At 35.9% G+C, this 12838-nt stretch carries 9 protein-coding genes and 1 pseudogene; 9 read left to right on the top strand and 1 reads right to left on the bottom strand.

The window, feature by feature from the left end; translation table 11 throughout:
• Both QZ413_RS02445 and QZ413_RS02450 read left to right on the top strand, forming a co-directional pair.
• On the top strand, positions 1-420 hold a 420-nt coding region (locus QZ413_RS02445; protein ID WP_297075944.1), incomplete at its 5' end, for an RNA-guided endonuclease TnpB family protein.
• 230 nt (positions 421-650) lie between these two features.
• Positions 651-2531, top strand: a complete 1881-nt coding sequence (locus QZ413_RS02450) for a heavy metal translocating P-type ATPase (protein ID WP_297075948.1) — start codon at positions 651-653, stop codon at positions 2529-2531.
• Positions 2532-2558: 27 nt separating this feature from the next.
• Here QZ413_RS02450 and QZ413_RS02455 read toward each other — a convergent pair whose 3' ends face one another.
• Positions 2559-4247: a hypothetical protein gene (locus tag QZ413_RS02455; protein WP_297075950.1), complete on the bottom strand. Its 1689-nt coding sequence runs from the start codon at positions 4245-4247 to the stop codon at positions 2559-2561.
• A gap of 174 nt (positions 4248-4421) precedes the next feature.
• Between QZ413_RS02455 and QZ413_RS02460 the strand changes: the two genes are divergently transcribed.
• From QZ413_RS02460 to QZ413_RS02490, 7 genes and pseudogenes are all read left to right on the top strand, one after another.
• Positions 4422-5525 (top strand): SLC13 family permease, encoded by a 1104-nt coding sequence (locus QZ413_RS02460; RefSeq protein ID WP_297075952.1) that lies wholly within the window; start codon positions 4422-4424, stop codon positions 5523-5525.
• A 181-nt stretch (positions 5526-5706) separates the two neighbouring features.
• Entirely contained in the window at positions 5707-8202 is a 2496-nt protein-coding gene (locus QZ413_RS02465) for a cation-translocating P-type ATPase (RefSeq protein ID WP_297075954.1), read from the top strand.
• A gap of 77 nt (positions 8203-8279) precedes the next feature.
• Positions 8280-9251, top strand: coding sequence for a LacI family DNA-binding transcriptional regulator (locus QZ413_RS02470; protein ID WP_297075956.1), 972 nt, complete (start codon positions 8280-8282; stop codon positions 9249-9251).
• A 132-nt stretch (positions 9252-9383) separates the two neighbouring features.
• Positions 9384-10697, top strand: a complete 1314-nt coding sequence (locus tag QZ413_RS02475) for an ABC transporter substrate-binding protein (protein WP_297075958.1) — start codon at positions 9384-9386, stop codon at positions 10695-10697.
• 55 nt (positions 10698-10752) lie between these two features.
• Positions 10753-11631, top strand: coding sequence for a carbohydrate ABC transporter permease (locus tag QZ413_RS02480; RefSeq protein WP_297075960.1), 879 nt, complete (start codon positions 10753-10755; stop codon positions 11629-11631).
• A 2-nt stretch (positions 11632-11633) separates the two neighbouring features.
• Positions 11634-12479: a carbohydrate ABC transporter permease gene (locus QZ413_RS02485; protein ID WP_297075963.1), complete on the top strand. Its 846-nt coding sequence runs from the start codon at positions 11634-11636 to the stop codon at positions 12477-12479.
• 27 nt (positions 12480-12506) lie between these two features.
• A pseudogene (locus QZ413_RS02490) lies at positions 12507-12838 on the top strand (glycoside hydrolase family 32 protein); the annotation flags it as partial.

Consider the following 12838-nt stretch of genomic DNA (forward strand, 5'->3'; position numbering starts at 1 on the left):
TCTTCGTTTAAAAACTTAGAAAAAGCTCGTATCATGGTGGCGAAGATTAATCGAAAAATCATGAACCAACGAGAAGACTATCTTCAAAAATATACAACTGGTTTAGTAAAACAATTTGACACCATCGTGATTGAAGATTTAAAAGCATCCAATATGATGAAAAATCATCGTTTGTCACGCTCCATAGCTGATGCATCTTGGGCGAAAATCAAGTCCATGTTGCAATACAAATGTGACTGGTATGGTAGAGAATTGATTATTGTTTCCCCTCATTATACGAGCCAAATTTGTTCCTCGTGTGGTGAGAACACTGGACAAAAACCACTTCGTATTCGTGAATTTACTTGCCCTTATTGTGAAACACATCATGATAGAGACATCAATGCAAGTATCAACATCTTAAACAAAGCGTTTGCCTAACGTTAAAGGTAATGGTATGGGACAGTCTGCAATCAACAATGTAGTACGCCATGGTTAATAGGAGACACCGCTGTTGTTTAGAAAGTTAAACATCAAGTATTCTCTGTTCCCAGAAGCTCTGTTGCTTTAGCAACGAGTAGTTCACGATTTGACTTTACAACGTGTCGTAATCGTTTTATAATATGAATATAAAAACATATGAAAAATAATTCAAGTTTGGAGGAGTAATCATGCACGAGCACACACATGAGCACAATGAACAACGAGCGACACTTCTTTATTTGATTGGTCTGATCAGTTTTGGCTTAGGTCTGATAAGCCAATTGATCTTCACTCAAGCGACTTGGTTCTTTTTTTTAACTAGTGTCTTTTTATCAGGATATCATGTCATTTTTGAAGGGATTCTAGAAACCGTGTATCATTCGCTTCATGAGAAACAGTTGGTTCCAAATATCCATTTGTTAATGGCATTAGCTGCATTAGGCTCGATTCTGATTGGTCAGTTTGAAGAAGCAGCTTTATTGATCTTGATTTTTGCTGGAGCACATTTTCTAGAAGAATACACAGAAGCAAAAAGTCAAAAAGAGTTGACGCATTTATTGACACTAAAGCCTCAAAAAGCGCGGATTTTCGCTACTGGAACTTTAGTCGATGTTGATTTATTAAGTGTCGGTGAGCAAATAGAAGTATTTTCAGGAGAACAAATCCCTACAGACGGGCTGATCGTAAGAGGAGAAAGTAGCGTCCAAGAAGCCAATATTAATGGAGAAAGTTTACCAAAAGATAAATTTCCTGGCGATGAAGTATTCGGCAGTACGTTGAACCAAGGCAATACGCTAGTGATTGAGGTCACAAAAATTTATTCTGAAACGGTATTTGCAAAAATTCTACAAGTAGTAGAGAACTCCCAAACCTCCTTGTCGAAAAAAGCGAGTCGGATTAAACAAATCGAACCAAAATATGTCAATTTGATTTTAGCGCTCTTGCCCGTTTTCTTTTTAGTAGGAGTATTTGGTTTAGATTGGACAGTTCGTGAGAGTTTATATCGGACGATTGTCTTTTTGATTGGCTCTTCTCCATGTGCTTTAGCAGTTAGTGTTATTCCAGCTACACTTGCTGGGATCTCAGCTCTAGCTAAAAAAGGTGTATTGATCAAAGGTGGAGATCGACTAGCAGACTTTGCAGAAATCAAGGCGATTGGATTTGATAAGACTGGCACGTTGACTAGTGGTACATTACGAGTAAGCGATGTTGAGTTAGCAGCTGTTTCAATGGACGATCTAGCAATATTTTACGAGATGGAACGACAAACGACGCATCCGCTAGCACGCGCATTTGTACATCATTTCAAGAACTCTATTCCTAAATCAGCACGCAAAGAAGTGCAGGTGACACAACAGGTCGGTCAAGGCGTACACGCTACGATTGGGAATACGAGTTATCAAATCGGCAAGCCTAGTCTCTTTGTAGCAACACCGTTTCATGAACAAACGAATGCTTGGCGAGCAGCTGGAAAAACTGTCGTCTACTTGGTGAAAAATAAAGAAGTGATCGGAAGCATCGCCTTTGAAGATGAATTGAATCCTCAAACGAAAGAAGTCCTCCGTTATTTCAAAGATCAACATATCCATTTACAAATGATTACTGGTGACGCTCAACTTACAGCTGTTGCAATCAGTCAAAGATTAGGGATTGATGACGTTCAAAGTGAAGTATTGCCAGCACAAAAAGCTGACGTCGTTTCAAACTTAAAACAATCTTTTGGTCGTGTGGCAATGGTAGGAGACGGAATCAACGATGCACCAGCTTTAGTGACAGCAGACGTGGGGATTGCGATGGGAGAAGGGACAGATGTGGCGATCGAAGTAGCAGATATGGTCATTATGGACAATCAGCTTGAAAAAATTGGTTTAGCACATCAAATTGCTCGAAAAGTCGATCGAATCAGTTGGCAAAATATTTGGTTTTCGATGGCGATCGTGGTACTTTTACTTCTTTTAAATCTTTTAGAAATTTCAAACATCACATCAAGTGTAATCATGCATGAAGGGAGTACCTTACTTGTATTAGTCAATAGTTTGCGTGCATTGAAACAACCCAAAAAATGGTGACCCAGAACTTCTGGATCACCATTTTTTTTAGATTCTTTTTTTAAGTTTTCCTATTCCTAAGATCAATAAAGCTAACCAGCTAAAAAATGTTAACCATAATCCGACCAACACATATAGTGCATAATGGTAACCTACGATCAAGGTATTCGTACCGGTTTGTTGTGTTACGGTTACTAAATGTAAAATCGCTTCATGGTCGATGTCACTTTCCACGGTGTGACCATTTAATTGTAATGTCGTATGCGCGTAATTAATTAAAGGTAAGGTAACGAGTGCTTCTTGTTTTGCTTGCCACGTTACGATCAATTCCCCGTTTTTTTGCGCAACACTTGAGAAAGTAAATGGATTGAATAAAATATGCTTTTCATATTCGTTATAGCGATTTCCGATATTTTCTTTTTCAGTTGGCAAATAATCTGGTGTTGACTTGATGATGAAGCCTAACATTTGATTTAGATCTCGTGTGTAAAAACTTTCTTTGATCTCATTGATATCTTGTGTAGTTACAAATGTATGTTTACTTAAAATATCTTTGGTCGTTAACTGATCCCATTTATCCAGTTGTTTCATGGTTCCTTGAATCGCGTTTGTTAAACTGATCAGGCAAAGCAAGACACCTAAAATTTTCCAAGACCACAACGTGTGGATTTTTGTGCGATCAAGCAAGTAAGCAAGAGATAAAAAGAGGAGTACGATAAACGGAACAAAGAAACGAAATGGAAACTGAATTAAAGTCACAAATGGGATCTTTTGTTCAACAAAATAACTCCAAGGTAAAATCGACGTCGATAGGAAAAGAAAGAATGCACTCATCCAAACTAAAACGTGTGTGATTTTTGGTAAAGATTTGATTTGTCTTAAATACAATAACCATTGTAAGACGATAAATGCTAGGAAAAACATTGGATAATCTAACCAGATATGACTAGATTGATCAATCGTATATGAAGACATATCTGCATTGACGAAAGGCGCTTGAATCGCATCATGGGGATAGACACTCAAAAAGACGACCCAAATATTTGCGGTCAGGCACAAGAAAATCAGAATCGACAGTGCTAATTGTCGTATAAAAAACCAATCGATTTTTTGTGTTAGAACATAGCAAAATGCTAAGAAATAAATCAATACAACAAGTAAACTCGTAAAAAAATGGACTTGAGCTACGACAGCGATTGCGATTGCCAAACGTAAGGGTTCGATTTTTTTCTCTTCGATCATTTTGATCAATGGGACTAGTGCAAAAGGAAAGACGACAGCTCCCCAACTTGTAAATGATTGGCGATAGACACCATACAAAATCGCATAGCTTGTCATATAGCTAATGGCAAAAAAGAGACTCGTGCCAGTTGAACGATGACTTTTTTTTAGTAAATAGAACATCGAACTACCGGATAAGAAAAATAATAAAAAATTCGTTAGTAATTGATAGCGAAACCAAGTACCAGCAATCAATAATAATAGACCTTGTAAGTAGGCCATTACCGGGCCGTATAATGCATTGATCATACGAGCAGTTGTTTGGAAACTAAAAATGGATAAAAAATAATTGAAATTTCCGGTCTTTAATTGCATCGCGGTTTCGTAAAAACGATTATAATGAAAGATATAATCAGCACCTAACATCACATTATTTGATAGTAGTTGCGGTAGCGAAAGCAACACGGCACACCCTAACAAAATCAAGTAAGGGGTAAATTTGTATTTTGATAACATATCGGACTCCTTCATCAGTAAATCAATCTTTGGTATTGCGAGAATACTTTGTTTTTTTACAGAAAAAATGAGCTGTTTTTCACTCACTTCCTATGTTACCATAGCCAACGTAAAAAGACCTAGTATCTAGTGAAAGAGAACTATTAGAAACTACACAGAAATCGAGGAGAATATATGATAAAATCAAAAATTCGTTGGTTGACACAAGATCGGTTATTTTTTATTGCGTTAATTTTAGCGTTGATTAGTGTTGGATTTGGCCGTTTTGATGTTGCCTTTATTGACAGTAAAGTCTTGTTGTCACTATTTGGTTTAATGATCGTAGTCGAAGGAATGAATCAGTTAGGCATTTTAGAACGAATCGCTAACTTATTGTTGCGCTTAGCCAATACGAAACGTCAGCTGTTCCTCTACTTTATCAGCTTGTCTTTTATCGCTTCGATGTTTCTGACAAATGACGTTGCGATTTTAACATTATTGCCAATGTTTTATTTGATTTGTGAAGAACGATTACAAAAAAAGGAATTGGTATTAGGCAGTATTTGGATCATTGTCGCAGCGAACTTAGGAAGTAGCATATTCCCATCAGGAAATCCACAAAATATTTTTTTGTTTTCATATTATCATTTATCGTTGCCGACCTTTTTTTCTTGGATGATCCCATTTGCCTTTTTGTCGATCTTGATTTTAAGTGTAGGGTTATTTAGGATACCTAAAGAAGCGATTGCAGAGAATACAGTCAAACCAGTAGCGAAACGTCAAGGGACGATCACTGCCTTCATTTGCTTTTTTTTAATGTTGCTATATGTTGTGGATATATTGTCACAGTGGTGGATCGTGTGTATCGTATTAGCATTGATGTTATGGCGTTTTCCAAAAAGTTATCTTAAAATCGACTATCGATTGTTGCTGACTTTCGCTTGTTTTTTTATTATCGTAGGCAATATCAAAGCATTACCTCAAATTGCTCAATGGGTAGCGCAGACGGTCCACAGTCCAAAAGCGGCATTGTTGAGTTCAGCTTTGATTAGCCAGGTTATAAGTAATGTCCCTGCGGCCTTTTTACTAGCGCCTTTTACAACGCAAGCGCATAGTCTAGTTATCGGAACGAATATTGGGGGAATGGGTACCTTACTAGCTTCTTTAGCTAATTTGATTGGGTATCGCGTATTAACGACTTACGTGCCACAAATAAAAGGTGCCTTTTTACTTTGGTTTTCTCTACTCAATATACTGTATTTTCTTATTTTTATATCCATATTTTGGTTTTTAATTTGAGGCTGTAGCTTGTGTTACAGCTCTTTTTTTAGGTGTACCCAAAAATAGAAATCAAGTAACCTTTTTATGTGATTTAAGTGTTAACTTAATGATAAAATTTTAATGAAAATAAAGTATGGTAACTAGTAAAAGCACTCTAGACACGTTATGCTTTTAAGACGAGCAAAAAGGAGTGGAGAAGATGGAGCAAAAAGCGATGGGATTAACGAGTGAAGAAGTGAAAAAATATCAAATAGAATTTGGATTTAATGAGTTGGCACAACAAAAAAAAGAACCTTTTCATTCTAAAATACTACATATCTTAATGGAACCGATGTTTGTTTTGTTAATGGTTGCTGCTTTGATTTACTTTTTTTTGGGAGAACCACAAGATGGAGCAATCATGCTCGTATTTGTTATTGTGATCATTACTATCGAGATTTATCAGGAATGGAAAACCGATCAAACACTACATGCGTTAAAAGACTTGTCTGCACCTAAAATTCGAGTCAAACGTGATAATCAGATTATTGAAATCTTCAGTCGTGAGCTAGTTCCTGGAGATATTATGTTTATTGAAGAAGGCGTTAAAATACCAGCAGATGGAGTAGTCCTAAAAGCCAATGATTTACGTGTCGACGAGTCTTCTCTTACAGGAGAAGCTGAAGCAGTTTGGAAACAACCGACACAATACTTAGAGACTACTGATTATTGGCGGACAGATTTTGTCTATACAGGTACTTTGGTGACGACAGGAAGTGCAACGATTCTGGTTGAAAAAACGGGTTCTAGCACAGAATACGGAAAAATTGGCAAACATTTAGTTGAAGCAAAAGCACAACCTTCTCCTTTAGAAAGACAGATCAATCGTTTGGTGAAGATTTGCGCTATTGTAGCAGTTATCTTATTGACTTTAGTTGCCGGAATCACATTTTTGAATACTTCAGATTTAGCTTTGCACGATCGCATCGTTGAAAGTGTTCTATCAGGAATCACACTAGCCATGGCAATGATCCCGGAAGAATTTCCAGTTGTATTGACGGTCTTTTTATCAATGGGTGCCTGGCGCTTGGCTAAGAAACATTCTTTGATCCGTAAATTACCTGCGATCGAGACGATGGGGGCACTTTCTGTATTAGCGGTGGATAAAACAGGAACGATCACTGAAAACAAAATGACAGTATCGTCTTTATGGGCAGTCGATTCGACCGAGCGTTTGGCAGAAGTAATGGGCTTGGCTAGTGAGAGCGATCCATATGATCCAATGGAGATCGCGATGTTGGCATATGATGAAACACTAGGATTTACAAAAGAAAAGTTATTTGATGGCGAGTTACTAGATGAGTATTCCTTCACTGATGAACTCAAAATGATGGGGCATGTTTGGCAAAAATCAGATGGCGTGCTTGTTGCAGCAAAAGGCTCTCCAGAAAGTATCTTAGCAATCAGTCAAGGAAGTGATCGTGAGAAAACTGCAATTCGAAACCAAATCGATCTATTTGCCAAACAAGGTCTGCGTGTGATTGCAGTTGGTGAACAAAACGTAACTAAAGAAACGATTCCAAAGACGCTTACTGAATGTCAGCTGACGTTTTTAGGTTTAGTAGGGTTAGTAGATCCTCCACGAGCAGGAGTCAAAGAAGATATCGTACGCTGTCAAAAAGCTGGAATCAAGGTCGTGATGATCACAGGAGATAATGGTGTCACTGCTCAAGCGATTGCGCAACAAGTCGACATCGACAACGCGACACATTATCTAACTGGGCAAGAAATCGACCAGTTGACCCAAAGTGAACTCGAACAGCGAGTAAAAGATACAGCGATTTTCTCTCGTGTAACACCAGAACATAAGATGAAGATTATTCAAGCATTCAAGGCGAATGGGGAAGTTGTGGCGATGACGGGTGATGGTGTAAATGATGCTCCAGCACTGAAATATGCAGATGTTGGGATTGCGATGGGACAGCGCGGTTCAGAAGTTTCAAGAGAAGCTGCAGATTTGATTTTGATGGACGATAATTTTTCAACGATTGTCAATACGATCAAAGATGGGCGTCGTATCTACGATAACTTAGTCAAGGCTGTCGGCTATATTTTTGTGATTCACATCCCGATCGCACTCGCTGCTCTAGTAGGTCCATTGATTGGGTTGACGCAAGCTGCACTATTTTTACTACCGATTCATGTCGTATTATTAGAATTAGTCATCGATCCTACATGTTCAGTCGTCTTAGAACGGCAAGTAGCTGAACCCGATATTATGTCGCGACCGCCACGTGATGCTAAAGCTAGTTTGCTATCAAAAGGGTTGGTAATCAAAAGTTTGATACAAGGTATTGTGATCTTTCTAGCTTCATTTGGGATGTTTTACTTCACGCTTAAACAAGATCAATCAAATGATGAGATCGCTCGAACAATGGGATTAGTCGTTTTGATCATTGCGAATTTATTTTTAGTTCAGGTCAATAGCTCACGGACACGTTTAGCAGTTCAAACATTTTGGACATTGATTCGTGATAAAGTTATTTGGACGATCTTAGGTGGTACGATCGTGGTATTACTGGCATTGATCTACTCACCTTTCAATCAATTCTTCGATTTAGCCGCACTTTCCTTACCACAGTTGTGCTGGTGTATCTTGATTGGGATGATCAGTGTTTGTTGGTATGATGTAGTGAAGGTAATTAGGAGAAAATAATGAAATTGTAAAATTTTTGTTTTTTATCATTTTATCGTGTATCTTTAACTTTTAAGATGACAAAAGGGGTATTGACTATGAAGGCAACTATGAAAGATGTCGCTGCTTTAGCTGGAGTAGGGGTGGGGACAGTTTCCAGAGTAATAAATAATGTCAAAGTTAAAGATGGCACGTATAAGAAAGTGATGAATGCAATCGATGAATTAGGTTATGTACCAGATCATTATGCCAGAGGTTTGAAGACGAATAAATCAAATACAATAGCATTAATAATTCCTACGATATGGCATCCATTTTTTTCAGAATTTGCTTATTATGTTGAGGAAGAACTATCAAAAAATAATTATAAGCTATTTCTTTGTAATGCAGATGGAAGCAATGATAAAGAAAAAGAGTACTTGCAGATGGTAAGACAATCTAAGGTAGATGGAATAATAGGTATTACGTATTCGGATATTGATAAATATGTTTCATCTAATCTGCCTTTCGTTAGTATAGACAGACATTTCTCGGAAGCGATCTCATATGTAACAGCAGATAATTACGAGGGTGGGAAAATAGCAGCCAAACAACTTATTTTGAAAGGATCAAAACACTTAGCATATATTGGAGGAACTTCACCTTATCCTAACGAAACAAATAAAAGAAAGTTAGGTTTTTATGAATATATAAAAATGCAAGACATAAAATTATCTGTTCTAGACATGCCGGAACCTATAATAAACTTAGAAGACCATGTTGAAGAGTTTATTTCGAAAAATCCAAGTATTGACGGTATTTTTACAGTCAATGATTTCATGGCGTTGGATGTCATTAAATGTTTAATCAAACTAGGAAAAAAAATTCCAGAAGATATACAAGTTATTGGTTTTGATGGAATAAAAATAGCTGAAGACAAAGAATATTTAGTTTCTACAATCGTTCAACCTATTAGTGAAATGGCCAAGGAAGCAGTAAAATTGATAATGGGAATCGTTTATTCTGATAATGAACCACAACGAATAACACTACCAGTTTCTTACCATGCTGGATGGTCTACGAAAAGTTAGATGAAAGTCTAACTTTTTTTATTTTGCTATTGACTGAAAACGCTAACAATGATAATATAAATTTGAAATTGAAACGTTTCCATTTTTTATTTATATTTTTTTGGAAACGTTTCCGAAAAAGGAGGAGAAATTATGTATAAGAAAATTTTTGGATTTGGAGCATTATTAGCATTAACTTTAGGTGGGTTAACAGCATGCGGTTCGAGTGGTGATGATAGTAGCGGCGCAGATAATGAAATTAAGGTATGGGTACAATTTTCTGATGAAACTCCTGAAGGAAAAGCTTGGCAAGAGATTGTGGATAATTTTAATAAAGAATATGATGGTAAATATAAAGCATCCACAGAATATATTCCTCGAAGTGGAAGTGGTGGAGGTTACGAAGACAAAGTAAACGCGGCTATTACTACTAACAGTTTACCAGATGTTATAACTTTGGACGGTCCAAATACAGCAGCATATGCACATTCAAAAGTAATTGCTCCATTAGATGATTATTTAAAAGATGCAGATATGGATGACGTTTTAGACAGTATCATCCAGCAAGGAACTTATGATGGTAAAATGTATGCTTTTGGTTTTTCAGAATCAAATGTAGGAGTTTATTATAACAAAGATATGTTTAAGGAAGCAGGAATCAATGATGAAGACTTACCTACTTTGGATAACCCTTGGACTTGGTCAGAATTTGAAAATATTAGTAAAAAATTAGTAGATAAATTTAAAACACCTGCGATTGATATGCAGTTGGCTTCTAAAGATGAAATGTTGACATATGCCTACACGCCATTTATTTGGTCAAACGATGGAGATGTTGTAAATAAAGAAGGAACTAAAGCGGAAGGACATTTCAATAGTGATAACTCGGAAGAAGCTCTTAAGTTTATACAAGATGTGGTAAAAAATGGTTATACAACTATCAGTCCAATAGAAAAAGGGTTTGAAACTGGAAAATATCCTATGTTACTAAGTGGATCTTGGGTAATTTCTGATTTAGATAATAATTACAAAGACATTAATTATGGAATTTTACCATATCCTGTTTCAGATAAAACTAAAAAACTTGTCTCACCAACAGGAAGTTGGCAATTAGCAATGACAGAAAAAACAGAGAAAAAAGATGCTTCTGCAGAGTTTATTAAATTTGCTACTAGTACGGAATCTAGTAAAATTATGAGTCTAGGAAATAGTGTTCTTCCTATTAGAAAGTCTACGATTGAACTCATAAAAGATGAAGTTTCAGAACCAATGAAATTTTTAATGGAACAAAATCAAAAATCTGGTCATGCTCGTCCAGTAGTCGTCGCATACCCACAAGTTTCTAGATCTTTTCAACAAGCTATTCAGGATATCAGTTATTACAAAGAAAATCCAGATATTTCTAAGGTAGCGGATGCACGGGCTAAAGAAATGCAACAAGCTATTGATAGTTCACTGAAAAAATAAAAACACTAAAAAGGGTGCTAAGCCTATAGTACCCTTTTTGATAGGGGGAAACATTATGGAAAGAAAAGCTACATTCAAAGAAAATATTATTGGATATAGTTTTCTAGCACCTGCTTTAATTTTATTAGGTACATTTTTGATTATACCTGTAGGAATGGTGATTTATTATTCTTTTACAGATTATTATTTGTTGACACCCGACCAAAGACAATTTATCGGTTTCGAGAACTTTAAACGTTTGTTTTCTGATCCTATTTTTATAAAGAGTATATGGAATACTTCTAAATTTGTAATTTGTATTATTCCATTACAATTAGGAGCAGCGCTAGGAATGGCTTTAATTATTAACAAAAAAAGAAAAGGAAATTTATTTTTTAAAATAGCTTTTTTTGCACCAGTAGTTATGTCCTTAGTAGTTATTTCAATTTTATGGTTATATTTATTAAATCCTAATGAAGGTCTAATTAATATGTTATTCAACAGAATAGGAATTTCTTCTCAACCATTTCTTACTAGTCCTAAACAGGCTATGTATACTATCGTGTTTGTTTCAGCATGGCAAGGAGCGGGATACCAGATGTTACTCCTTCTAGGAGGGATGCAAAATATTCCTCAAGATGTTTATGAAGCTGCAGAAATCGATGGTTTTTCCAAGTTTCAACAATTCCGTTATATTACAATGCCACTATTAAAACCAACAGCGATTTTTGTTCTTTTGACTACTTTGATATCAGCATTTAAATTACTAGTCCAACCAATGGTTATGACACAAGGTGGGCCTATGAACTCAACAATGACGATGGTTTATTATATATATCAAACAGGATTTACCGACCGCATGGTGGGCTATTCAAGCTCAATAGCTTTAATTTTTACCACAATGATAGGCTTGATTACGATTGCCCAAAGAAAATTGGTTAAGGAGGATAAATAATAATGAAAAAATCAAATATATTGATGTTTATTGAATATATTCTACTATTTTTATTAGCTGCGTTATTTATCTTTCCAATGTTATGGATGGTAGTTTCTTCAATGAAACCAGAATCTGACGTATATAACAATTTAACCAGTTTCAAAGCATTTTTACCCAGCTTTAATCCAGTTAATTGGTTCAAAACATACCAAGAAGTTGTTGAACGTTTTAGCGTTGCGACTTATATGTTAAATAGCATATTTTACGGTCTGACATTTGCAACAGGCTCAATTATAGTAAATTCTTTGGCAGGTTTTGCATTTGCCAAAGTTAATTTTAAGGGGAAAAAAATTATTTTTGGTTTTTTATTAGCATTACTAATCATTCCTATGGAAACTGTTTTGATTCCCCAATTTACTATTATAAATAATTTAGGGTTGGTTAATCATAGAATTGCTGTAATTTTGCCGGCTATGGCCAGCGTGTTTAATATCTATTTATTCCGCAATTTTTTTATTGCAATTCCAGATGAAATAATTGAATCAGCTAAGTTAGACGGTGCAAATATACTAACGATTTTTTTCAAAATTATGTTACCAATGTCTAAACCTGCTATCGCTACTGTAGGCGTATTGTCATTTATAGGTAGTTGGAATGATTACATTTGGCCTTTAATGGTATTAACTGATCGTAGTAAGTTTTCTATTCAAGTTGCAATTACGACAATCAATACAACACAACCTGTTCTGATTAATCAAGTTATGGCTGTGCTGACTCTTTCTACAATTCCGTTAATCATAGTTTATATTGTGGCTCAAAAATATATTCTCCAAGGCTTGGGTGGATCAGGAACAGGTATTAAATAAATTTATTATAATTTGGAGGAAATATTGATGGAACAACAAATAAAAAAAGCAAATGCGTTTATACAAGAAAAATTAGACAAAGTAGATAGTACTTATCGAAATCACTATCATTTAATGGCACAAGTTGGATGGATTAATGACCCAAATGGTTTTATATATTACAATGAAAGTTACCATCTTTTTTATCAATACTATCCTTATGATAGTGTATGGGGACCTATGCACTGGGGGCATGCTAAATCGAATGATTTGATAAACTGGGAACATCTGCCTGTTGCATTGGCACCGAGTGAGCCATACGATCAAAATGGTTGTTTTTCTGGCAGCGCGATTGAAAAAGACGGGGAGTTATATTTATT

The sequence above is a fragment of the uncultured Enterococcus sp. genome, assembly GCF_913775425.1.
Classification (GTDB): domain Bacteria; phylum Bacillota; class Bacilli; order Lactobacillales; family Enterococcaceae; genus Enterococcus_G.

Coding starts and splice junctions, on each gene's coding strand:
- QZ413_RS02450 (WP_297075948.1), top strand. CDS start 651: ATGCACGAGCACACACATGAGCACAATGAACAACGAGCGACACTTCTT.
- QZ413_RS02455 (WP_297075950.1), bottom strand. CDS start 4,247: ATGTTATCAAAATACAAATTTACCCCTTACTTGATTTTGTTAGGGTGT.
- QZ413_RS02460 (WP_297075952.1), top strand. CDS start 4,422: ATGATAAAATCAAAAATTCGTTGGTTGACACAAGATCGGTTATTTTTT.
- QZ413_RS02465 (WP_297075954.1), top strand. CDS start 5,707: ATGGAGCAAAAAGCGATGGGATTAACGAGTGAAGAAGTGAAAAAATAT.
- QZ413_RS02470 (WP_297075956.1), top strand. CDS start 8,280: ATGAAGGCAACTATGAAAGATGTCGCTGCTTTAGCTGGAGTAGGGGTG.
- QZ413_RS02475 (WP_297075958.1), top strand. CDS start 9,384: ATGTATAAGAAAATTTTTGGATTTGGAGCATTATTAGCATTAACTTTA.
- QZ413_RS02480 (WP_297075960.1), top strand. CDS start 10,753: ATGGAAAGAAAAGCTACATTCAAAGAAAATATTATTGGATATAGTTTT.
- QZ413_RS02485 (WP_297075963.1), top strand. CDS start 11,634: ATGAAAAAATCAAATATATTGATGTTTATTGAATATATTCTACTATTT.